This window comes from Ralstonia flaminis (genome assembly GCF_958415495.1).
In the GTDB taxonomy this organism is placed as follows: Bacteria; Pseudomonadota; Gammaproteobacteria; order Burkholderiales; family Burkholderiaceae; genus Ralstonia; species Ralstonia flaminis.
Map to the genome: position 1 here is coordinate 1 of NZ_CATZLL010000003.1, position 21531 is coordinate 21531.

At 59.9% G+C, this 21531-nt stretch carries 21 protein-coding genes; 8 read left to right on the forward strand and 13 right to left on the reverse strand.

Annotated features, from left to right (window positions below; all coding sequences use genetic code 11):
• Nucleotides 1–238 precede the first annotated feature (238 nt).
• The 9 genes from R2N11_RS04775 to R2N11_RS04815 all read right to left on the reverse strand — a co-directional run bounded on the left by R2N11_RS04775 (nt 239) and on the right by R2N11_RS04815 (nt 9698).
• Nucleotides 239–1114, reverse strand: a complete 876-nt coding sequence (locus tag R2N11_RS04775) for a hypothetical protein (RefSeq protein WP_316680347.1) — start codon at nt 1112–1114, stop codon at nt 239–241.
• Between the two features lie 9 nt (nt 1115–1123).
• Nucleotides 1124–3751 (reverse strand): S8 family peptidase, encoded by a 2628-nt coding sequence (locus tag R2N11_RS04780; protein ID WP_316680348.1) that lies wholly within the window; start codon nt 3749–3751, stop codon nt 1124–1126.
• The gene (locus tag R2N11_RS04785) at nt 3636–4631 is read right to left on the reverse strand and encodes an AAA family ATPase (protein WP_316680349.1); all 996 of its coding nucleotides are present in this window, start codon (nt 4629–4631) and stop codon (nt 3636–3638) included. Before R2N11_RS04785 ends, R2N11_RS04780 begins: the two co-directional genes overlap by 116 nt.
• Before the next feature lie 82 nt (nt 4632–4713).
• The gene (locus R2N11_RS04790) at nt 4714–5004 is read right to left on the reverse strand and encodes a hypothetical protein (RefSeq protein WP_316680350.1); all 291 of its coding nucleotides are present in this window, start codon (nt 5002–5004) and stop codon (nt 4714–4716) included.
• Between the two features lie 292 nt (nt 5005–5296).
• On the reverse strand, nt 5297–6073 hold the full coding sequence (locus R2N11_RS04795) for a metallophosphoesterase (RefSeq protein WP_316680351.1): 777 nt from the start codon (nt 6071–6073) through the stop codon (nt 5297–5299).
• The gene (locus R2N11_RS04800; RefSeq protein WP_316680352.1) at nt 6051–6290 is read right to left on the reverse strand and encodes a hypothetical protein; all 240 of its coding nucleotides are present in this window, start codon (nt 6288–6290) and stop codon (nt 6051–6053) included. The genes R2N11_RS04795 and R2N11_RS04800 overlap by 23 nt, the downstream gene beginning before the upstream one ends.
• Nucleotides 6291–6417: 127 nt before the next feature.
• Nucleotides 6418–7638: an AAA family ATPase gene (locus R2N11_RS04805; protein WP_316680353.1), complete on the reverse strand. Its 1221-nt coding sequence runs from the start codon at nt 7636–7638 to the stop codon at nt 6418–6420.
• A 333-nt stretch (nt 7639–7971) separates the two neighbouring features.
• Nucleotides 7972–8817, reverse strand: coding sequence for a DUF2971 domain-containing protein (locus R2N11_RS04810; protein ID WP_316680354.1), 846 nt, complete (start codon nt 8815–8817; stop codon nt 7972–7974).
• Nucleotides 8818–8942: 125 nt separating this feature from the next.
• Nucleotides 8943–9698, reverse strand: coding sequence for a DUF1353 domain-containing protein (locus R2N11_RS04815; RefSeq protein WP_199032417.1), 756 nt, complete (start codon nt 9696–9698; stop codon nt 8943–8945).
• Between the two features lie 525 nt (nt 9699–10223).
• On the opposite strand from R2N11_RS04815, the gene R2N11_RS04820 reads away from it, so the two are divergent.
• The 5 genes from R2N11_RS04820 to ubiA all read left to right on the forward strand — a co-directional run bounded on the left by R2N11_RS04820 (nt 10224) and on the right by ubiA (nt 15655).
• The gene (locus R2N11_RS04820; protein ID WP_316680355.1) at nt 10224–11171 is read left to right on the forward strand and encodes a LysR substrate-binding domain-containing protein; all 948 of its coding nucleotides are present in this window, start codon (nt 10224–10226) and stop codon (nt 11169–11171) included.
• Nucleotides 11172–11516: 345 nt separating this feature from the next.
• The gene (locus tag R2N11_RS04825) at nt 11517–11759 is read left to right on the forward strand and encodes a hypothetical protein (protein WP_199032419.1); all 243 of its coding nucleotides are present in this window, start codon (nt 11517–11519) and stop codon (nt 11757–11759) included.
• Between the two features lie 141 nt (nt 11760–11900).
• The gene (locus tag R2N11_RS04830; protein WP_199032414.1) at nt 11901–12401 is read left to right on the forward strand and encodes a Dps family protein; all 501 of its coding nucleotides are present in this window, start codon (nt 11901–11903) and stop codon (nt 12399–12401) included.
• Nucleotides 12402–12526: 125 nt separating this feature from the next.
• A complete protein-coding gene (gene katG, locus R2N11_RS04835; protein ID WP_199032413.1) occupies nt 12527–14698 on the forward strand; it encodes a catalase/peroxidase HPI in 2172 nt (723 codons plus the stop codon).
• 81 nt (nt 14699–14779) lie between these two features.
• Nucleotides 14780–15655 carry a 4-hydroxybenzoate octaprenyltransferase gene (gene ubiA, locus R2N11_RS04840; RefSeq protein ID WP_316680356.1) on the forward strand — a complete coding sequence of 292 codons (876 nt, stop codon included), beginning with the start codon at nt 14780–14782 and terminating at the stop codon, nt 15653–15655.
• On the opposite strand, the gene R2N11_RS04845 is transcribed toward ubiA, so the two are convergent.
• Genes R2N11_RS04845 through R2N11_RS04855 form a run of 3 tightly spaced genes read right to left on the reverse strand, consistent with a single transcriptional unit; the run spans nt 15652 to nt 17529 of the window.
• Nucleotides 15652–15927: a hypothetical protein gene (locus R2N11_RS04845; protein WP_316680357.1), complete on the reverse strand. Its 276-nt coding sequence runs from the start codon at nt 15925–15927 to the stop codon at nt 15652–15654. The two genes, ubiA and R2N11_RS04845, sit on opposite strands and share 4 nt — an antisense overlap.
• Nucleotides 15928–15944: 17 nt before the next feature.
• Nucleotides 15945–16769 (reverse strand): pyrroline-5-carboxylate reductase, encoded by an 825-nt coding sequence (gene proC / locus R2N11_RS04850; protein WP_199032410.1) that lies wholly within the window; start codon nt 16767–16769, stop codon nt 15945–15947.
• Nucleotides 16770–16806: 37 nt separating this feature from the next.
• A complete protein-coding gene (locus R2N11_RS04855; RefSeq protein WP_316680358.1) occupies nt 16807–17529 on the reverse strand; it encodes a YggS family pyridoxal phosphate-dependent enzyme in 723 nt (240 codons plus the stop codon).
• Nucleotides 17530–17651: 122 nt separating this feature from the next.
• Here R2N11_RS04855 and R2N11_RS04860 point away from each other — a divergent pair, with 122 nt between their 5' ends.
• The 3 genes from R2N11_RS04860 to R2N11_RS04870 all read left to right on the forward strand — a co-directional run bounded on the left by R2N11_RS04860 (nt 17652) and on the right by R2N11_RS04870 (nt 20807).
• Entirely contained in the window at nt 17652–18695 is a 1044-nt protein-coding gene (locus R2N11_RS04860; RefSeq protein ID WP_024974790.1) for a type IV pilus twitching motility protein PilT, read from the forward strand.
• Between the two features lie 68 nt (nt 18696–18763).
• The gene (locus R2N11_RS04865) at nt 18764–19903 is read left to right on the forward strand and encodes a PilT/PilU family type 4a pilus ATPase (protein ID WP_199032408.1); all 1140 of its coding nucleotides are present in this window, start codon (nt 18764–18766) and stop codon (nt 19901–19903) included.
• A 400-nt stretch (nt 19904–20303) separates the two neighbouring features.
• Nucleotides 20304–20807, forward strand: a complete 504-nt coding sequence (locus tag R2N11_RS04870) for a glutathione peroxidase (protein ID WP_199032452.1) — start codon at nt 20304–20306, stop codon at nt 20805–20807.
• Here the strand turns inward: R2N11_RS04870 and R2N11_RS04875 are convergent.
• Nucleotides 20804–21502, reverse strand: coding sequence for a helix-turn-helix transcriptional regulator (locus R2N11_RS04875; RefSeq protein ID WP_199032451.1), 699 nt, complete (start codon nt 21500–21502; stop codon nt 20804–20806). The two genes, R2N11_RS04870 and R2N11_RS04875, sit on opposite strands and share 4 nt — an antisense overlap.
• Nucleotides 21503–21531: the final 29 nt, after the last annotated feature.

Sequence of the window (21531 nt, forward strand, 5' to 3'; positions counted from 1 at the left end):
CGCGACTGCCGACCCACAAGGCGGCCGACATCGCCGAACTGCTCCCGCATCGCTGGACGCCCAGCGCCACCTAGCTGGCAAGACGGGTTCACCGGGTGCTTACAGTTCATTTTCCGGAGTGAAAAAAAGCAGAGCCGGCGAAGCGGCTCTGCTTTTTTGGTTGAAGTCACCAACCGAAACGATGACGTGGGAAGACGCAGTCTCGGACAATGCGGTACTTGCCGAGTGTGCTACCGCGTCAAGAAAACGCTGAAACTCCGAAAACCATGTAGTTCACCCTTGTCTCAGCCCCATCTGTCATTTTCATCGACTGTGACTGGCTGTCCCACACCACACCGTCCCAGTTCCACGTGTTCTCGTTCGTCTGAACAACAACGTATGATCCTAGGCGCAGGCGCGCGGAGGTAGCGTTGTTACTGAAGTCCAAGCCAAGGTTGAATGTATGCACCTGGCGGTTCTTGTTTCGGGTCAACGCAGCTTTTACCACTGAGCCCGCGAGATCCGCGAAGGGCTTGAGCACGGGTTGGGCGGAGGTGATGAGCGAAAGGCCACTCTTGAAAGTCGAGCTATCCAAGGCGGTCAGGATTGCGTTGTCGGCATTGCTGCCGATGTTGACAGTTCGGCCTTCAAAAGAGATGCCATCGCTGCCAACCGTCAGCCCCAGAAATATTGGATGTCCACTGATGCTGGCGCTTTGTCCATCCTGGGCGAACGTGCGTAGCGCGAACCTCAACTCCTCTGTCTCACTGGAAATCTGGTTCTTGCCAGTGAACTCGCACAATATCTCATGCGAACCCAGGCCTGGATATGACGCGACATGGAACTTGTCCAGACTGATTTTGATCCGTGTCCCGATCAAGCTGCGGTCACTTTCGAGCGTACCTGCGCCAACGATAGGCGAGGTGCTTGCCGGAACCGTTCCGTGAGGTTGCACATAACCGAGGGCTAGACCAGTCTGTGAGTACGTTGGGGAGCGGAGTGAGAGTCCTTGACCGGAGACTCCCGAACCAATGAATCGCTGTGCCCCATCCAAATCGTCAAGAAGTAGCAGGTACTGAGCGATTTCATCGGGGCCGAGCGCACCCAACGATTCCGAGGCGTTAAATTGCGGCATGATTTTTCCTTATGTGCGAGTCCTGAGGCGACTACGTACGGTGACCGCATTGCTCACCTCGGTATAAACCATACCCTTGGCAGACTGAGCCAGCTCCAGGGATACCGCTAATGCATAGGGCACTTTGGCTGTTTCGCACGTAGGGTGAGTGGCGCGGCATTGGACTCCTATGAAGATGCCCTTGGGGTCTGCTGCGAGCCTGACAAGCTTCTTCCCTTCAAAGATGTGATGGATAATCGTGCCGCGCTCAGTGGTTGTGCTGTTGGGCTGATCGCAATGCCGCTGCACGCCTTTCCAGAACTTCCGCTCACCTTTTTCATCCACGAGTGCCAAGGTAACCCCTCGATATTCCGCTGTCGTTACAAGGACCGGGGTGGTCCACGCCAACGTAATCGTGATCCGGCGAAGCTCCCTATTGCCGATCATTTCCGATGGCACCGGAACGCGATATTCGTGCAGTGTCTCCGGTTCAATGACATCGTCAGCCAGTAGCGTGACGAGATTCTCGTTCCCTGAAAGTACTCTTTCGGCGTTTACACCTCCGTATCCAAGGAAGCGAGCAATGGTCTCCCTTCGAGCGTGCCTGCGATTTGGTTCCGCAGGGGGGTATGACGTGTCGAGACGCTCCCCGACGCTGCCCCAACTGCAACCATGAGCCAGTAGGGTTTTGAGAATGGCTGCTCGAGTCGGGCGGACCAGCCAGTCGTGGCCTCCAGCACGAAACACGGGTTCTATCGCTTCGGCGATACGTATGCCTGTGCGGGTAACCAGTGCTGCGGCATTGCTCGTGCCAGCTAATCTGACGACTTGACGGGTACTGCCGCCTGCTTGATCAGGCGCGGCGACCAACTGGCCAAGATGCTGCGATGACTCTCCGCGAACCGCGTAGCCGTTGTGGGCGGTTTGGGAAAATACAGCCGCGAGTCTGCCGCCGTGATGCAGTAGGTCTGGTTTTACGCTGCGATTGACGCCTAATCCGACAGCAGATCCCAAGTTTGGCATAGCCAGGGTGGGATATGGGTCAGCGACACCAGCGGGGCATGGTCCTGCGCGATCAGCGTGCAGGGCCCCCACCGTTATCGAGTTGATCGATTCCGCGGGGCTGAGCAACCCGCGTGTACCTTTCGCTCGTTCAATTGCTAGGATGATTTGGGCTTCTCGCGCTAGCGGATCCAGCGTGCGAATGTCCTCGGCCATGCCGTCATAAAGAGGCATCGGGAACGAGCTTCGAATATTGCCTGCGCTGACGATGAATAGAAGCCGGTGTTTATGGCTGAAGTAGTCCAGTAGCGTTGCCCACGGCGAGGGACGTTTGACGAAGGGAGCATATTCGTCGCATATCGAGTGATTGATAAGCACTACGTTCGGAAAAGCAGCGGGGCGATCATCTAGTCCCACGACCAGAGAGCGAATTGCCCGGTAGATCATCCCGATCGGCAGTTTTCCTGGGGGCGTGCTTTCAACGCTGTCTCTGCCGTTGCCTGTGAGCACTGGGACTATCACGACCTTCTGTTCTGGACTCGCCTTGGGTTCGTGCAGATCGTCGTGGGCGACTAATGAGGCCATGGCTGTGCCGTGGTAGCGTGAGCTAACTGGTACCTGGGCACCTGTCAGGTCGACCTCGTGAACAATGATCTTGCCGTCGAGTGCGGCGTGTGCGGCAATCGGGTAGCCATCGATGATTGCGGCAATGCACCGATTGCTCGCTGCCTGCGTCCGCACCAAATCCGGCAGGCCAGGGGCGGAGACCGTGTCTCCCGTTGTTTGGAAGAAAGACTGAGGGCGAATTGTCATCACCCCATTGGCATTGGCGAGTTTGCCATGCTGCTCGCTAAGGCTCTTCGCAATTTGGGCGGGGACTCTTACGAGAGCCGCTTGGTATCGAATCTCCGGTATGGTGACGAGGTCAAGCATTTCCCCGCCCACTTCGTCTAGCAACGCGTGCAGTGTAGCTACCGCCTGATCTTGCAGTTGTTTGTCGTTGCGATACCAGAGGTCGACTTCGATCACAATGGGTCGGTTTGGGTCGCTGTTAAGCAACGCCTCCACATACCGTTTGATCGAGGGGTCGATACGATCCTGTGCCGAGAAAACACGGACATCGCGCAGATATCCGAATAGTGCCCACCATGCCCGCCATTCGGGTTTCGGCTCGGTGCCCTTCAAGAAGGCGTTCCATCGAGCAAGAAGCGTTTTGAGCGCTTCCTTGCTAGGCATGGTGAGGTAGAGCCTTTCCCACGCGTTTTGGGAGGATGCTCCCTTCTTCTCCTCGTTTTCCTCCCAGTCTTCCTCCTCGTCATCTAGCTGATTTGAGGAGTCGACATCGGGGCTTCTACTAGTGAGCCATTCAAATCCGAGGTCACGTGCGGCTGCCTCAAATTCTCTTACTGGTCCGATTAGTTCGAAAACGAGAGCTCGTTCCGGAGAAACTGCACGCGGGTCGTCAGCTACATCGACGCCAACGTTGAGGCGGTCAAGGGATTCAGCAACGTTTGCAAAACCCGCTGCCAGGCGCTCATTTTTACTCTGAACCTGATAGGAGATCCTGCTCGGGAAGTACGGCTTTCTTTTTGCTTTTAGACGTTTTTTGCGCTGAGGTTCGCGTTGGAGTCTTACGAGCGGAAAGCTTTCGGCCATTCGTGTCGAGTTCTTGTCGGGTCAAGCGTTTCTGCCAACGGGACAAAACTTCATGAATGGCCATCTCGGGCGTCAGCGCGCCCTTCGAGAGGACCAATTTTCTGCGGATGTCGAGCGTAAATGCCTCGACTTCCGACATGCTTTCCCCCGTCATGCAATCCACAAAATCACTGGCGCTAATACCTATCGGTGCACCAAGCGATTTCTCGAAATTTTCAAACCATTTACTTAACTCAATCGGCCCCGGCAATGGTAGTTCGAGTTTGAGCTCGAATCTACGCCAAACTGCTCGGTCGAGTAGTTCAGGGTGATTTGTGGCACATACTACAATCGAATGACTGGGGAGTCTATCGAGCTGAGTAAGTAGGGAGCTCACGACCCGCTTAATCTCGCCCGTTTCTTGGACGTCGCCACGCTCCTTGCCGACTGCATCGAATTCATCAAAAAATAGGATGCAGGGATTTAGGCTTGCATAATCGATGAGTTTACGAAGTCGGTTTGCGGTCTCGCCCAGGAAACTGTCCACGACAGCGTCATAGCGGACTGATAGTAGCGGCAGGCTTAATTCCGTTGCGATTACTTCGGCAAGACTGGTCTTGCCGTTACCCGGCGGGCCGACTAGTAAGGCTGTATGCCGAGGTTCAAGCGAGTGCTGGCGCAACAGGCTCGAATGCATGTACTCGTACAAAAACTCGCCGACATGCTCCCGAACGGAGGGCGGTAGTACGAGGTCATCCAAACGCCGCCGGGTGGGCACGTCGAAAACCAGCTCTGCAATGCGGTCAGGCAGCAAGTGCGTGCCGGGTGCCGTCACGCCTTGGGCAGACGATCCGACCTCGCGAAGGCCTTTGGCCCGCGCCTCAGTAAGGATGGCGTTCATTGTTCGCTGCAAAGCACTGCGGTCGCCGCGCAAATTTGGCTGGGCCATAAGCTAGCACCGTAGGTCAGAGGTTTCGATCGGATCAGTTAGTACGCACGCTGAGTGCCTGCTGGGCCTGGTCTTGCGGCAGGCCGGGGCTCGCCCGTGTGTACGCGTCAACAAGTGCGACCATGGTTTGGAAAAATGCTCGCATGCGCACGAGTTCTTCCATCGAGATTTCCGGCGTCAAATTGCTTGCCGATACCAGCGTTGCGTTTTCTGTTGGGCTTGTTGCGTTATTTTCGCGAGCCAAACCTTCAGTCAAGCGGGAGCGGGTGCGCTCTATTGCTCGTCCGCCAGATTGGCAAAAGCGCCATAAGCTGCTGCGGTCCATTCCTAATCTTTCCGCAGCGTTACCAATGCCTCCGCACGCCTTTACAAATACCTGGACCCGTTCGAACAACTGACTATCCTGGGCAACCCTAGGCATCCCTCTCTCCCCATTGTATCTGCGGGGAGTTTAGCGCGCTTAACACTAAAACGCAACGAAAATCACAAAGCGCAACGCTTATTTTCGGATTTGTGTTGCGCGTTGTTGCGTTTTTGGTGCTGCGTTTTGAGAACGACAGCGTCGCCGCTGCATCGGCGTTGCTGAAAAGTGTCCTTCTAGGGCGGTGCCGAGTGCCCTAAATCTGCGCAGTCAATCCCGGGTCGAATGAGGTGTTTTCGGCGCTTCTTCCCTTGGGTGCGTAGCCTCTGGGATTGCAGACGACCCGGCATGCTCCAACGCCGTAGTCGAAGCTGTCGTGCATATGGCCATGAATCCATAGGTCGGCCAGTTGGACCACATCATCCATGCGGCTCGCATATGCAGACGTCAGCGGATCATCTTGATAGCGCGGTGAAACACTCCTGGCCGAAGGGGCGTGATGGGTAACGACCACCCGTCGGCATCGTGAAGGGGACATCAGCTCCGTGCGGAGCCAGTCGCGTGCGACGTGGTGCATCCGTGTCGTGTCCCGCGGTTGCAACTTTCTGAACACCCCATGCGATTCAAAACGAATGGCTCCGGTGAAGTCGGTCATGCCTCGACCGGCGTAGCCCTCGGCGGTGCGCACGTTTTCTTCTGTACCCCCGTACAAAGCGAAGTCTGTCCAGAGCGTGGCACCTAGGAACTCTACCTCCCCGATCACGAATCTATCCATGTCGAGGAGATGAACGTTCGACGTTGCCGCGCACGCCGCTCGCAGATCTCGCAGCACTCGGCTGTGCTCGCCTTTGTAGAACTCGTGGTTGCCAGGCACATAGATGACCGGCAGGCCACGACTCTGGGCTTCAATCCAAGGCATTCCCCGCTTGCCTATATGAATGTCACCAGCAAGCACGATGACATCAGCGCCCGTCGTGTCGATGTCGAGGGTAGTGAATTCGAGGTGAAGGTCACTTAGAATCAGGAGATTCATGCTGACTTGTGACGTCCGGACTCACATCAGGAGGGTTGTTGCCTGGGGCCGCCTCAGATTTTGACTGCTGCTCAGGTTGACGTCGGATGTAAGCCGGTACGATGCCTTGCTTTTCGAGGCGGCGTACTGCCGCGGCAACGGCCGCGTTCGCGCGCGTCAAAAATGTATCGCTGGTCATGAATCGGCCGAATTTGTCTGCCGGCATGGTTTGCTCCATTTGTCCTGCTCCCAGATTACTCCGCCCAAGCCTTTGCGGCTGCGCGGGTCTCTCTGCAGGGCGATCTTGCTTGGGCCGTACTGAATAGCGCAAGTCGCGGGCCTAGTCCTTCATTGCCAGCCACTCCCTAGGCTCGCTCGCCAGATTGTCGGTCTGCCACGAAGCCGATAGCCTGTCGCCCGGCGCGCCGCGGCATCTTGGGCGCGGCGACGTGCTTTCCTGATGCCATCGCAGTCGCGAACGCATCTTGTACCAAACGATGTGTTGCGCGTAGATCGAGGTCGCTCCGTTCTGCCAAGGCTTCTGCCACGCTGGCGTCCAACTCAATGCGCTTGCCGGTGGCACGCTGCAGCCGCCTCACCTCCGTCAAGATAAGCAGCAACCGCTGCTCGGGCTCAGGTGCCAGGATGTCGAACACCTCTACGCGACTCAATAGCGGGGCAGGCACAGCATTGAGATCATTGGCCGTCAGGACAGAGATGATCCGGCTGGCGTCAAACGTCATGCGGAGAAATGTGTCTTGGAATGTGCGTGCTGTTTCTGGCTCAAGGAGATCTAGCAGTACTGGGGTTACTGGATAGCGGACATCGCTGCCAATCTTGTCCACTTCGTCCAAGATGAGCACAGGCGTCGCCGAACTGCCGCGGGCGAGCATCTCAATAACCATCCCGGGTCGAGCGCTGTGCCAAGCGCTATCGCCACCGGTCAGTTGGAAGCTTGCCTGGGCACTTCCAGCGGACCACTTCCGCATTGGCACATTCAGAAGCTCTGCTAACCTCAGCGCAAAGTGCGTTTTCCCGATGCCTGGTGGTCCTGTCAGCAGGATCGGCCGAACGCGGAAATCCTTTGTCCGCATCGCACTGTTCAACGTGAGATCGATCCTCAGCTTTTCAATTGGCTCACGCAGATTGCCGAACGCACTCTGTGCCGTTTCGAGCTTCTTCAGGGCAGATCGAACACGAGGCAGCGCGCGGTAGCCCTCATTGCTTCCGGCGCGCTCCAACAATGACTCGGCATACCGCTGCTGGCTGCGGTCTGCACCTTGCAGATGCTCGCTGACGAGCGCCAGCGCTTCAGGCCCAAAAATTTGAATATGCCGGGGCCGAGCACGGCGAGGAGCGGAAACCACTTCTGCCGGCGTCGCTACAGCCGTTCCAGCAGATGAGGATTCGTGCTCGTCCTCCTTCATCACCGCAAGGTCCAGTTTGGCTTGTCGGGCAGCATCAAGGACGGTGTGCGTGTTCGAGGGGATGAGCAGATGCCATGCCGCCGCACTACGCAGTTCGGAGAGATCCCCTAAAGGAACAAATCCAGGTGGATGCTCCGGAGGGTGCCGGGGAGCAGACATGACGATTCTCCATACGCGAATCAATGGCGTGCAGTCGCAGCCATCGAACCCGGCAACGCCGGGAACCGAAGAAGCCCGAGGTCAGTCAGCTATTCGCGAGTGAGTTCGCTCTGACGGAGCGAACGCGCGGCTGCCGACATCGACCGCTGGGGTCGATTGGTGACGGCGAGTGTCTTTGGCAGCCATGGAGGTGTGAGAGGTGTGATGCGGCTCGTGTAACTACATTCTTCAACCATACAACACCAAGTGGGTTGGGGCTATCGGGCAAAGTGTTCATGTCCGATGCCCTTCAACTTCTGCGCCAGACTAGCTTCCATTGGTGCGCCGAGTGAGTCAGCCGCGATAAGGGGATTTCGAGACTGCGATCGTGACGTGGCTCAAACCGTGAGCGTCGAGGAAGTGTCGGACTAAGTGCATGCTGCTTGGCTCGTGATCTGGGTTGATCGGGCCAAGAATGACCTCGCGCAGAGCGGTTGGCTGAAAATCGAACGCAAAGTATGGCGTGATGCCGTGCGGGCCGGACCGCCAGAGCATGTCCTGGAGCTCGCCAATGATTACTTGACCATTGGCTATCACGGGAAGATATGCCAGTCGCCATTCTTCTTCATGTATGAAGGAGCTGTCTTTGCAAACAGCTGCGCACCCGTGAAGAAAGTTCGAAACGTACGGATCGCGTTTGATGTCGGGAAGACTGAGTATTCCACGTAGGAATTCGTCGATACGCTGCTGTATGTCTGGTGTCAGATACAGGACCGGAGTCAGCACCATGGTCCGAGCGGGAGGGGTCGCCCATTTTGGAAGCCACACCGGCTGATCGGAGCCGAGGTCTACCGGCTTTGATACGTTAGTCCAGAGCAGATCACTATCAAAACCTAGAGAAAAGCCGCGGCCTGCAGCCGCGTAGGTCTTCCATTGAACGGTGGCGTCGCCTTGTGCTGAGAAGCATGCAACATAGAGCTCGGGGCGATTGACTGCTAGATCATCAAGAAGCGAGCGCAGTTTCTGATCAGTCCAATTCGCGCTCCGTGCTTCGACCTCGATCAATTCGCGGAATGCCCGCTCCATACCGACAACTTCGGAAGCATCGTTCATCCGTCGCGTGTTCGAGAGCCAGAGCACCCTCTTCTGTATGACCGAAGTAAATGCCGTAGCGTCGCAGTAGTGATAGATGGTTGGCATCGGCTCTCCTGTTGACTTCGTGCCGTGCATTCAGTGGTGGTGCACTACGGACTTTTTGCTGTTTGGCTACGAATATGGCGAGATTCCAACGATCACTCGTGGCCGTTGCCACTGGCGATCCAGCGCTAGTGCTGACCGGCGCGTGCGGCATTGAGGTCAAATGAGCGAATTTGCGCTAATGAAGCGTCGGTCTTTTCGATTGACTCTTTGAGCGCAGCAAACTCCGCAGGAGGTTCGTCCGCTTGGGTTGCTGGGGACGCGATGGTGACGTCTAACTGATAGTAGGGGTGTGGCAAATTGGCGAAGGTGCCATCACCGGCGACCTGCCGTGCGGCAGACGAAACTTGTATGCCTGGTTGTATGTAAGCTCTGAACTCTTCGGTTGCCTTCGACTGATATGCCAGCGCTTCTCCTAGGCTCGAATACTTCTTGGGGAGGGTGGTAACGGTCCATCTGGGGCCGAAGTGGTACACGGCGGCGTACATCACCTTGGCCAAGGATTCACTAACGCCTGCAGCCCGCATGGCGTTATAGAAGGTGAGATGCACGATTTCCCATTTTTGCTTCCTTTCGACGCATCCGACATCGTGGATGACTGCTGCGTTACGGTACTTGTCGTCCAAAGGACCACCGACGAAGGACCATGCCCATTTCGGAATGGAAGCACCATCCGAGACAAATCCTTTGGGCGCGGTCCATCTGCGTTGAGCGGGGTCGATGTACGAATACGGTTGGAGGAGGCGAACATCGCGCCCGTTGTCCATAAACTTCACCAGCAGTTCGCCTTCAAAGTGTCCGAACTCGTCGGCTGCGATGCTAGGTGAAATGAAAGCGGCTGAAAGTGCACCCACAGAAAGAACCCAGAGCAATCTCTTCTGCATACATCCCCCTCTTTACCAAGCGAATTGTTGTCGTTCACCCTCTATGCGGCGGGGTTGGTGTTTGTCGTGATGCGTAGCCGGCAGCGAGCATTGGTTCCAATGACTCGGATGGGTAGGTTCACGATGCCACATCCGTTGTCAGCGTATTCCAAGCCGTACTCGACTGATGCCATACGAAAGAGGGGGCGCTGGCGTGGACTTTCAGCCCAAGATCATTCGTTCGTGGAGTTCTGGTCGCGAGGTTGCCTGAGACTTATTGCTTTGTTGCAGGCTCAGCGGTTTTGCTCATCGTGCTGGCACAGAGTTTGTGCAGTGCGGAAGATTGCTCAATGGGCTATCGCCTGAAGAGCGTTGCAGGGAGCAGCAGAAGCGGACTCGTCACCATAAAGCAGCTTCGATATTTTCTAACCTACTTCGCTATTTTCTAATTTCCTTCGCTACGCCAACACATATTCTCAACAAGGTCGAGCAGCGCCAGGCATCCTAAGATAAAATCTATCGGCCCCCAAAAGCCGATTGATTGCCATGACGCTCACCGAACTCAAATACATCGTCGCTGTTGCACGAGAACGCCACTTTGGTCGTGCCGCCGAGGCCTGCTTCGTCTCGCAGCCGACGCTGTCGGTCGCCATCAAGAAGCTGGAGGACGAGCTGGCCGTGCAGATCTTCGAGCGCGGCGCGTCGGAGGTGAGCGTCACGCCCGTGGGCGAGCAGATCGTCACGCAGGCCCAGCGCGTGCTGGAGCAGACCATGGCGATCCGCGAGATTGCCAAGCAGGGCATGGACCCGCTGGCCGGGCCGCTGCGCCTGGGGGTGATCTACACGATCGGGCCCTACCTCCTGCCGACGCTGGTCAAGCAGATGATCGACACCGTCCCGCAAATGCCGTTGATGCTGCAGGAGAACTTCACTGTGCGACTGGTGGAGCTGCTCAAGCAGGGCGAGATCGACTGCGCCATCATGGCTGAGCCCTTTCCCGAGGCGGGGCTGATGACGGTGCCGCTGTATGACGAGCCCTTTGTGGTCGCTGTGCCGCGCGGCCATGAACTGGCCAAGGTGTCAGCGGTGGACCCGGAGGCGCTCAAGCAGCAGACCATGCTGCTGCTTGGCAACGGTCATTGCTTCCGTGACCACGTGCTGGGCGTGTGCCCGGAGCTATCGCGCTTCTCGCAGAACGCAGACGGTATCCAGAAAACCTTTGAAGGTTCGTCGTTGGAGACGATCCGCCATATGGTCGCCAGTGGCGTGGGCATCACGGTGCTGCCGCGCACCTCGGTACCTAGGATGCAGCCCGCCCCCACCGATCTGCTGACCTACGTGCCGTTTCAGGAGCCCGTGCCCGACCGCCGCGTTGTGCTGGCCTGGCGCAAGAGCTTTACCCGTATCGCCGCCATCGAGGCGGTGGCCAAGGCGGTCGCGCAATGCGATCTGCCGGGCATCAAACCGCTGCCCTTCACGCCGCTCGTGCACTAAAAACAGCGCTTTTCCCCTGTGAGGGGATTTGTTACGTCCTGTTTATAGTTAATTTCTACCGATGCTATTCATTTAATAAATTTCATTTATCCATGATCCATCAATAAACTTGGTAGATGGATGGCGACTGCACCATGCTTCACTCGGGACGGTTATCAGGCACTTCGGGTTGCTGAGCGGTTCGCGCGGCACCATCACCCGTGCGATGGCGAGTGTGCTGGAGCGCCCCCAGCTTGCTGAGCGGCATGGGCGTTAAGGTGGCGCTGGGCTCGAAATCAATCAATGGCAGTACGGTGCGTGGCGAAAACCAAGCCACGCCATGCGCCGATGCTTAGGAGGAAGATCATGGCGATGGTGCAGATGTTTGTTTCGGAGTGGCAGGCGTTTGCGGGCGCGGTACGGGCCTCGCGCGCCGAGGTGCCGACGTTGTCTGGCATGCCCGGCAGCGCGGCCGACAGCCGAGGCACACGCACCACCGAGTACGCCCGCCTGCAGCGCAAGTGGGTACGCAAGCAGATCGGCCTGACTATCGTGGCCGCCGGCGTCATGATTGTGTTCTTGCACGGCATGGTGCAACTGACGGCCTGATTGCCTGCGTCATAGACGCAGGCCATCATCGGAACTTGTCGCGTTAGCGGCAACCGAACGAGATGCTTGAAGCACGTGCGGTCCGACCCAACCCGGGTTAGATCGCGCGTTTTTGCACACCACTTTTTCAGGGGAATCCAGATGGCAAAGAAGAACAACGGCACCACTGTCGCCGCCCAGATCAACATCGGTATCGCCGACAAGGACCGCAAGAAGATCGCCGAGGGCTTGTCGCGCCTGCTGGCTGATACCTATTCGCTTTACCTGAAGACCCACTACTTCCACTGGAACGTCACGGGCCCGATGTTCAACACGCTGCATCTGATGTTTGAGACGCAGTACAACGAACTGTGGAACGCCGTTGATCCGGTGGCTGAACGCATTCGCGCCCTGGGCTATCCGGCACCGGGCTCGTATACCGAATTCGCCAAGCTGTCGTCGATTCCGGAATCGAAGGGCGTGCCTGAGGCAATGGACATGGTGCGCGAGCTGGTGGCCGGCCATGAAGCCGTGACGCGCACCGCCCGCAGCCTGTTCCCGGACGTCGATAAGGCTGCTGACGAACCGACCGCCGATTTGCTCACGCAACGCATGGACATCCACGAAAAGACCGCGTGGATGCTGCGCTCGCTGCTGGCATAAGTCTGCACGAGCGGTCGCGCCGCCAAGAGACGACAGGCGTTTCGACAACATTGAATTCCTCCCCCCTCCCGTCAGCCTGCTGTGTTGCGGGTGGGGCTTTCCTCCCAGACCCAAACGAGAGAGCGATGACTACTGAAGCCAAATGCCCGTTTTCCAGCCAGGCGCTTGCGGCCTCCCAGGCCGTGAGTGGTGGCACGACCAACAAAGACTGGTGGCCCAATCAACTGCGCGTTGATCTGCTCGCCCAGCATTCCGAAAAATCTGATCCGCTTGGTACCAAGTTCGACTACCGCAAGTCTTTCCAGGCGCTGGACTACAACGCCCTCAAGGCTGACCTGCGCCGCTTGATGACCGATTCGCAGGACTGGTGGCCGGCAGACTTCGGCCACTATGGCCCGCAGTTCATCCGCATGGCCTGGCATGCTGCCGGCACCTACCGCACCGGCGACGGCCGTGGCGGTGCTGGCCGTGGCCAGCAGCGTTTTGCACCGCTGAATTCGTGGCCCGACAACGTCAACATCGACAAGTCGCGCCGCCTGCTGTGGCCGATCAAGCAGAAGTACGGCCAGGCAATCTCGTGGGCCGACCTGCTGATCCTGACCGGCAACGTTGCCCTCGAGACCATGGGCTTCCGCACCTTCGGCTTTGCTGCTGGCCGTGAAGACACCTGGGAACCGGACAACGACGTCTACTGGGGCGCCGAGAAAACCTGGCTCGCCCCGACCAACAACCCCCACAGCCGCTATTCGGGCGAGCGCGATCTCGACAACCCGCTCGCCGCCGTGCAGATGGGCTTGATCTACGTGAACCCGGAAGGCCCGGACGGCAACGGTGACCCGATCGCCGCTGCACACGACATTCGCGAAACCTTCGCCCGCATGGCGATGGACGATGAAGAAACTGTGGCGCTGATCGCCGGCGGTCACACCTTCGGCAAGACGCACGGCGCCGGTCCGGCGAGCAACGTCGGCCCGGACGTTGAAGCTGCACCGCTTGAGGCGCAGGGCCTTGGCTGGGCGAGCACCTACCAGTCCGGCAAGGGCGCGGATGCGATCACCAGCGGGCTGGAAGTCACCTGGACGCAGACGCCTGCGCAATGGAGCAACTCCTTCTTCGAGAACCTGTTCAAGTACGAGTGGGTGCAGGAGAAGAGCCCGGCAGGCGCGCTGCAATGGGTGGCCAAGGATGCCGAGGCGATCATCCCGGGCCCGACGCCCGATTCGCCCAAGCGTCGCCCGACCATGCTGACCACGGACCTGTCGCTGCGTCTGGACCCGGCCTACGAGAAGATTTCGCGTCGTTTCCTCGACAACCCGCAGGCCTTTGCCGAAGCCTTCGCACGCGCCTGGTTCAAGCTGACCCACCGCGATCTGGGACCGAAGTCGCGCTACCTCGGCCCCGAAGTGCCGCGTGAAGATCTGATCTGGCAAGATCCGCTGCCGGCCGCAACGCACAAGCCGACCGAGGCTGACATCGCCGACCTGAAGGCGAAGATCGAGGCGTCTGGTCTGTCGGCGTCGGAACTGGTGGCGGTGGCCTGGGCATCTGCCTCGACCTTCCGCGGTTCAGACAAGCGTGGCGGCGCCAACGGTGCCCGCATTCGCCTGGCACCGCAAAAGGATTGGGCCGTCAACCAGCCGGTCGCAGGTGCACTGGCCAAGCTGGAAGCGATTCAGCAGGCCTCGGGCAAGGCTTCGCTGGCAGATGTGATCGTGCTGGCAGGCAGCGTGGGTATCGAACTGGCAGCCAAGGCGGCGGGTACGAGCATCACTGTGCCGTTCACGCCGGGCCGCGTCGATGCCACGGTCGAACAGACCGATCCGGTCGCGATGGCCGTGCTCGAACCGATTGCCGATGGCTTCCGCAATTTCCAGAAGGCCAAGTTCTCGGTGCCGGCTGAAGCGCTGCTGATCGACAAGGCCCAGCTGCTGACGCTGACGGCGCCCGAGTTGACGGTGCTGATCGGTGGCCTGCGCGCCATCAACATCAACGCGGATGGCAGCAAGAACGGTGTCTTCACCGCCACGCCCGGCGCGCTGACCAACGATTTCTTCGTCAACCTGCTCGACATGGGCACGGAGTGGAAGGCAGCCGGTGACATCTACGAAGGCGTTGATCGCAAAACGGGTCAGGTCAAGTGGACTGGCACGCGCGTTGATCTGGTGTTCGGCTCGAACTCGATCCTGCGTGCGCTGGCCGAGGTGTACGGCAGTGCTGACAGCAAGCAGCGTTTCCTCAGTGATTTCGTTGCCGCCTGGGTCAAGGTGATGAATGCCGATCGTTTTGATCTGGCCTAAGCCTCAAGCCTGAGCCATCAGGCAACAGGACTAAAATGGCGCCTTGCCTCGTGCAGGCGCCATTTTTCTTTGGTGATTCCCATGCAGTCGTCCGCCGCTCAACCCAGCCGTCTCATCCTCTATGCGCGCCTGATGCGCATGGATAAGCCGATCGGCACGGTGCTGCTGCTGTGGCCGACGCTGTGGGCGCTGTGGATGGCGTCCGACGGGCATCCGCCGCTGTCGCTGGTGCTGATCTTCACGGTCGGCACGTTCCTGATGCGCTCGGCCGGCTGCGCCGTCAACGATTGGGCCGATCGCGATTTCGACAAGCACGTCAAACGCACCAAGGAGCGGCCGATTACCGCTGGCCTGATCGCGCCGTGGGAGGCGCTGGCCGTGGCCGGTGTGCTGTCGCTCATCGCCTTCACGCTCATCCTGCCGCTCAATGCGCTGACCAAGTGGATGTCGGTCGCGGCCATTGTGATTGCCGGCACGTACCCGTTCTTCAAGCGTTTTTTTGCGATTCCGCAGGCGTATCTGGGCATTGCGTTCGGCTTCGGCATTCCGATGGCGTATGCGGCGGTGCAGGATCAGGTGCCGATGCTCGCCTGGCTCATGCTCATCGGCAACGTGTTCTGGGCCGTCGCCTACGACACTGCCTACGCCATGGTCGATCGCGACGACGATCTGCACATCGGCATCAAGACTTCAGCCATCACCTTCGGCCGTTATGACGTGGCGGCCATCATGCTGTGCTATGTGGCCTTCTTCGGCATCATGGCCTGGGCCGGCTATGTGATGGCGCTGGGCGTAGCCTTCTGGATCGGGATGGCGGCGGCCGTAGCACTTGCGCTCTGGTACTACCCCATGCTGCGCACGCGGGACCGCATGAAGTGCTTCTTCGTCTTCCGCCACAACAACTGGCTGGGCGCGTGCGTGTTTGCCGGCGTGGCGGTGGCCTACGCGCTGCGCTAGAAGAGCAGTTTGAGCGTCTTGTAGACCAGTGCGGTGCTGGCGCCACATGCCGCCGCAAAGATGAGCACGCGCATGGCCTCCCAGAAGGCGTCGGTGTATTCGCCGAGCAATGCCGACACGATGTCGGGTTGCAGCGCCATGCGCAGGCTGCGCAGAAAGCCGTGGCGATCGCCAAAGAGCTGGACCCACAGCCAAGCCTCCAGCGGCAGCGCCAGCACGGCTGCTGCCTTGAGCAATCCCGGCTGCTCGATCAGGAGGGGGCTGGTGTCCATGCGGCGCTTGCCTGCGATCAGTCGCGACCGAATTCCTCGCCCATTTCCTTGCCGCGCGCAGCGGCGGCGTGCATCGCGCGCACGAAGGCAGCCTTGATGCCGGCGCCGTCCATGGCGGTGAGCGCCGCGTAGGTCGTACCGCCCTTGGAGGTCACGCGCTCGCGCAACACTTCCACCGGCTCGTTCGACTGCCCAGCCAGCGTAGCCGCACCGATGAACGTTTCCACAGCCAGCGTACGGCCATCTTCCGCCGACAGGCCAAGTTCCTGCGCCGCCTGTTGCATCGCCTCGATGAAATAGAACACGTAGGCCGGGCCGCTGCCCGAGATGGCAGTCACGGCATCGATCTGTGCCTCGGCAGGGACCCACACGCTCTTGCCGACGGCATTGGCGACGGCACTGGCCGTGGCGCGATCCGCTTCGGACAGGCCGGTGTTGGCCGCGAGCCCTGTCATGCCCAGGCCCGACAGCGCGGGTGTGTTCGGCATCGCACGCACGATGCGCGCATGGCCATTCAGCCAGCGCGACAGGTCTTGAATGCGGATGCCTGCCGCCACCGACAGCACCAGGCTGTTGCCCAGATGCGGGGCGAGTTGTGCGCACACTTCGCGCATCTGCTGCGGCTTGACAGCCAGGACGATCACGTCGCGGTCGGCCAGTTCGGCGCCGGGGGCGGCAGCCGTACGGGCGCCCCAGGTTTGTTCGGCGCGGGCGCGGGCCGGCTCGGTCGGGTCCACCACCACGATGTTGGCGCCGTGCGCGCCCTTGGCAATCAGGCCGCCGATGAGGGCTGCCGCCATGTTGCCGCCGCCGATGAAGCCGAGTTTCAGAGTGTCGAGCATGAGAGTGGTGGGGTGAAGAACAACAGGAAACAGGAAATCAGGCGGGCGCGTGCGCATACTGCCGCGCCCCGAAAATGGCGCTGCCGACACGCACAATAGTGGCGCCTTCGGCAATCGCTTCTTCCAGATCGGCGGACATGCCCATCGACAGTGTATCGATGGCAATGCCGGCGTCTCGCAGCTGATTGGCCAGTCTGCTCAGGGCGGCAAAAGGTGCGCGCTGGGCAGCCGGGTCGTCGGTGGGCTCGGGCACGGCCATCAGGCCGCGCAGTTGCAAGCGGGGCAGGGCGGCCACGGCACGTGCCACGGCAAGGACCTCGTCAAAGTCGGGCAACAGGCCGTGTTTGCTGGCTTGGCGGCTGATATTGATTTCCAGGCAGACCTGCAGCGGCGGCAGGATATCGGGGCGCTGGGCAGACAGGCGCTCGGCAATCTTGAGCCGGTCGACGCTGTGCACCCAGTCGAAACGCTCGGCCACGGCACGCGTCTTATTGCTTTGCAGCGGGCCGATGAAGTGCCAGCCGATCGGGTTGGGGCCCGTGCGGAGGTCGGCCAGCGCATCGATTTTGGCGATGCCTTCCTGCACGTAGTTCTCGCCGAAGAGGCGTTGTCCGGCAGCGTGCGCGGCACGCACCGCATCGGCGTCGAACGTCTTGGAAACAGCCAGCAATATGACACCGGCAGGGTCGCGCGAAGCCAGTGTGCAGGCCGTTGTGATCCGCTGACGCACGGCTTGCAAGTTGGCGGCGATTACAGACATAATCCGGCGACGTTTGTTACAAATAAACAAGGCTCCGGCACGTTGTTGACAGTGTCGGCAGCACCCGGGGAAGCGCCATTGCGACGCCTGGGCGACATAAAAAAGTCGGGGGTCATTATAAGATGGACATCGCGCAGCTTCTGGCGTTTTCCGCCAAGAACAAAGCGTCGGACTTGCACCTGTCGGCCGGCTTGCCGCCGATGATCCGGATTCACGGCGATATGCGCCGGATCAACGTGCCACCGCTCACGCACCAGGACGTGCACTCCATGGTGTACGACATCATGAGTGACGGGCAGCGCAAGGTCTACGAAGAAAACCTGGAAGTCGACTTTTCGTTTGAGATCCCGGGGCTCTCACGTTTCCGGGTCAACGCGTTCAACCAGAACCGCGGCGCTTCGGCTGTGTTCCGGACGATTCCGTCCAAGGTGCTTTCGCTGGACGATCTGAAGGCGCCGGCTGTGTTTGCCGATCTCGCCATGAAGCCGCGCGGCCTGGTGCTGGTGACGGGCCCGACGGGCTCGGGCAAGTCGACCACGCTGGCGGCAATGGTGAACCACCGCAACGAAAACGACATGGGCCACATCCTCACGGTGGAGGACCCGATCGAATTCGTGCACGAATCCAAGAAGAGCCTGATCAACCAGCGCGAACTGGGGCCGCACACGCACTCGTTCGCCAACGCGTTGAAGTCGGCACTGCGTGAAGACCCGGACGTGGTCCTGGTCGGCGAATTGCGTGACCTTGAGACCATTCGTCTGGCGCTCACCGCGGCCGAAACCGGTCACTTGGTGTTCGGCACGCTGCACACCAGTTCGGCCGCGAAAACCATTGACCGTGTCGTCGACGTGTTCCCGTCGGACGAAAAGGAAATGGTCCGCACCATGCTTTCCGAATCGCTGGAAGCGGTGATCTCGCAGACGCTGCTCAAGACGCGCGACGGTTCGGGCCGGATTGCAGCGCACGAGATCATGATTGCCACGCCGGCCATCCGCCACCTGATCCGCGAGAACAAGATCTCGCAGATGTACTCGATGATGCAGACCAGCAGCGGCATGGGCATGCAGACGCTCGATCAGTGCCTGTCGGAGCTCATCAAGCGCTCGGCGATCAACTACGCAGACGCACGCGCCATCGCCAAGAACCCGGACGCGTTCGCGAGCTGATGCACTGATGCGCTAACTGGCACTGACCCGTTAGCGCGCACACCAATTCCTTTCAGGAGGGGCACGCCATGCTGGACCGCGAAGCCGCCACCAAATACATCCACGAACTCTTGCAGTTGATGGTGAACAGCCGTGGCTCGGACTTGTTCATCACGTCGGAATTCCCGCCCGCCATCAAGGTGGACGGCAAGGTCACGCCGATCTCGCAGCAGCCGCTGAACGCAGGCCAGGCCATCGGTCTGGTCAAGTCGATCATGAACGAGAGGCAACTGCGTGAGTACGAAGACACCTCCGAGTGCAACTTCGCCATCACGGCACCGGGCGCGGGGCGTTTCCGTGTGTCGGCGTTCATCCAGCAGGGCCGCGCCGGCATGGTGCTGCGGACCATCAATACGAAGATCCCCTCGCTGGGCGAGCTGGACCTGCCGCCGATCTTGAACGAGATCGTGATGAGCAAGCGCGGGCTGGTGATCGTGGTGGGTGCCACGGGCTCGGGCAAGTCGACCTCGCTGGCGGCGATGGTGGGCTACCGCAACGCCAATTCGTACGGCCACATCATCACCATCGAAGACCCGGTCGAATACGTGCACGCGCACCAGAACTGCGTGGTGACGCAGCGTGAGGTGGGTGTCGATACCGAGTCGTGGCACGTGGCGCTGAAGAACACGCTGCGCCAAGCGCCCGACGTGATCCTGATCGGCGAAATTCGTGACCGCGACACGATGGAATACGCCATCCAGTACGCGGAAACCGGCCACCTGTGCCTGGCTACGCTGCACGCCAACAGCTCGAACCAGGCCATCGACCGGATCATCAACTTCTTCCCGGAAGAGAAGCGACAGCAGTTGCTGATCGACCTGTCGCTGAACCTGCGCGCGATGATTGCGCAGCGTCTGCTGCCGCGTCAGGGCAAGAAGGGCCGCGTGCCGGCGGTGGAGATCATGCTGGCGACGCCGCTGGTGCAGGACCTCATCTTCAAGGGCGAGGTGCACGAGCTGAAGGAGGTCATGAAGAAGTCCCGCGAGCAGGGGATGATCTCGTTCGACCAGGCGCTCTTCGAGCTGTATGAAGAGGGCAAAATCAGCTACGAAGATGCGCTGCGCAATGCCGACTCGCTCAACGACCTGCGCCTGCAGATCAAACTGCACAGCAAGCGGGGTGGGCAGACTGATTTGTCGGCGGGTACTGAGCATCTGAACGTGGTGTGATGTTGTTCTGGGATGGATGCTGTTGGTCCATCCCTTGTTTCATCGCCTGCCGGGGCTGACTCACTTTCTTTGTCTTGCCAAAGAAAGTAAGCAAAGAAAGGCGCGCCCGATGCGGCGACCCCCTCCTTGGATTTCTGTCGCGGGGAGGGAAGGGAGGCAAACTCGCTTCGCTCAGACAGGCCTCCCTTCTTTATCCTCCCCGCAACAAAAATCCAAGGCGCCGCATAGGGCCCAACGGCCAAACAGGTAGCATGCATGCGCGAGCGCCAAGGCGCATTCCGATTGTCTGCCGGCCCCCTTGCCGCAGGGCAGGGAAAGCCACACCGGCGCGGGACTGGCGTTTCTGGCATTCTCCGGCCAGACTTGAATTGTCCTTTCCACTCTTCTCTCGGGGTTTCCCATGTCTGATGTCTACGCATTCGAGGCGGATTCGCTGACAGGACAGCGCGTGCCGCTTTCGCAATATCGCGGCAAGGTGCTGTTGATCGTGAATACGGCAAGCAAGTGCGGGTTCACGCCGCAATACGCGGGGCTGGAGGCGGTGTACAAGCGCCTGGGCGAGAAGGGCCTGGAAGTGCTCGGCTTTCCCTGCAACCAGTTCGGCAAGCAGGAGCCGGGCGAGGCGGATGAGATCGGCGCGTTCTGCGAGAAGAACTACGGCGTGTCGTTCCCGATGTTCAGCAAGATCGACGTGAATGGCGACAACGCGCATCCGCTGTACAAGTGGCTGACCTCGGAAAAGCCCGGTGTGCTGGGCTGGGAAGCGATCAAGTGGAACTTCACCAAATTCCTGCTGCGCCGTGACGGCACGGTCTACAAGCGCTATGCGCCGCTGACCAAGCCGGAGGAGATCATTGGCGATATCGAGATGTTGCTGGCGGAGCCCGATCCGCTGCCGGCCTAGTCGCCTGACCCACGCACCTTGCGCATGAAATCCGCCAGCGAGCGCTCGGCGGATTCCGCAAACTGCCGCTCCAGGATGTCGACCTTGACGCAGCGGTCCAGGCGGAAGGTGCGGTAGTCCTGACGGTGCTCGCACCACGCGGCCACCAGCCACACCTGCCCCCAGAAGAACAGCCCGAGCGGCTGGATGCACCGCTCGGTCAACTGGCCTTGCGCGTCACGGTAGGAGAGTCGCGCGACCGCGTGGCGCCCCAGTGCGGAGTGCAGCGTGTCGAAGACCTGCTTGACCTCGCTGCCCATGCCGTAGCCGGGCGCGAAGATGCGTGTGGTTTCGGCTTCGGAGCGGCGCTCGGCGGGCAAGGCGCCCATCAGCTTTTCCAGCGCGGCTTCGACGGAGCCGGCCATCGTGCCGCCGCTCCACGCCTTGATCATGCGCGCGCCTGCGACCAGCGCTTCCACTTCATCGGCGGTGAACATGAGCGGGGCCAGATCGAAGCCGGCGCGCATGCGGTAGCCGATGCCGGCCTCGCCCTCAATCGGCACGCCCGAGACGGAGAGATCGCGGATGTCGCGATACACCGTGCGTTCGGACACGCCCAGGCGGTCGGCAAGCATTGCCGCCGTGGTCAGGCGGCGGCCTCGCAGGATCTGGGCAATCTGGAAAAGGCGGTCGGCGCGGCGGGTCATGCGCGGCATTGTAGTGGGCTTCGGCCCGGGTGCCATGC

Bases quoted from the DNA above. Each gene is read 5' to 3' on its own strand.
- R2N11_RS04775 (WP_316680347.1), bottom strand. From the start codon at position 1,114: ATGCCGCAATTTAACGCCTCGGAATCGTTGGGTGCGCTCGGCCCCGAT.
- R2N11_RS04780 (WP_316680348.1), bottom strand. From the start codon at position 3,751: ATGGCCGAAAGCTTTCCGCTCGTAAGACTCCAACGCGAACCTCAGCGC.
- R2N11_RS04785 (WP_316680349.1), bottom strand. From the start codon at position 4,631: ATGAACGCCATCCTTACTGAGGCGCGGGCCAAAGGCCTTCGCGAGGTC.
- R2N11_RS04790 (WP_316680350.1), bottom strand. From the start codon at position 5,004: ATGGACCGCAGCAGCTTATGGCGCTTTTGCCAATCTGGCGGACGAGCA.
- R2N11_RS04795 (WP_316680351.1), bottom strand. From the start codon at position 6,073: ATGAATCTCCTGATTCTAAGTGACCTTCACCTCGAATTCACTACCCTC.
- R2N11_RS04800 (WP_316680352.1), bottom strand. From the start codon at position 6,290: ATGGAGCAAACCATGCCGGCAGACAAATTCGGCCGATTCATGACCAGC.
- R2N11_RS04805 (WP_316680353.1), bottom strand. From the start codon at position 7,638: ATGTCTGCTCCCCGGCACCCTCCGGAGCATCCACCTGGATTTGTTCCT.
- R2N11_RS04810 (WP_316680354.1), bottom strand. From the start codon at position 8,817: ATGCCAACCATCTATCACTACTGCGACGCTACGGCATTTACTTCGGTC.
- R2N11_RS04815 (WP_199032417.1), bottom strand. From the start codon at position 9,698: ATGCAGAAGAGATTGCTCTGGGTTCTTTCTGTGGGTGCACTTTCAGCC.
- R2N11_RS04820 (WP_316680355.1), top strand. From the start codon at position 10,224: ATGACGCTCACCGAACTCAAATACATCGTCGCTGTTGCACGAGAACGC.
- R2N11_RS04825 (WP_199032419.1), top strand. From the start codon at position 11,517: ATGGCGATGGTGCAGATGTTTGTTTCGGAGTGGCAGGCGTTTGCGGGC.
- R2N11_RS04830 (WP_199032414.1), top strand. From the start codon at position 11,901: ATGGCAAAGAAGAACAACGGCACCACTGTCGCCGCCCAGATCAACATC.
- katG (WP_199032413.1), top strand. From the start codon at position 12,527: ATGACTACTGAAGCCAAATGCCCGTTTTCCAGCCAGGCGCTTGCGGCC.
- ubiA (WP_316680356.1), top strand. From the start codon at position 14,780: ATGCAGTCGTCCGCCGCTCAACCCAGCCGTCTCATCCTCTATGCGCGC.
- R2N11_RS04845 (WP_316680357.1), bottom strand. From the start codon at position 15,927: ATGGACACCAGCCCCCTCCTGATCGAGCAGCCGGGATTGCTCAAGGCA.
- proC (WP_199032410.1), bottom strand. From the start codon at position 16,769: ATGCTCGACACTCTGAAACTCGGCTTCATCGGCGGCGGCAACATGGCG.
- R2N11_RS04855 (WP_316680358.1), bottom strand. From the start codon at position 17,529: ATGTCTGTAATCGCCGCCAACTTGCAAGCCGTGCGTCAGCGGATCACA.
- R2N11_RS04860 (WP_024974790.1), top strand. From the start codon at position 17,652: ATGGACATCGCGCAGCTTCTGGCGTTTTCCGCCAAGAACAAAGCGTCG.
- R2N11_RS04865 (WP_199032408.1), top strand. From the start codon at position 18,764: ATGCTGGACCGCGAAGCCGCCACCAAATACATCCACGAACTCTTGCAG.
- R2N11_RS04870 (WP_199032452.1), top strand. From the start codon at position 20,304: ATGTCTGATGTCTACGCATTCGAGGCGGATTCGCTGACAGGACAGCGC.
- R2N11_RS04875 (WP_199032451.1), bottom strand. From the start codon at position 21,502: ATGCCGCGCATGACCCGCCGCGCCGACCGCCTTTTCCAGATTGCCCAG.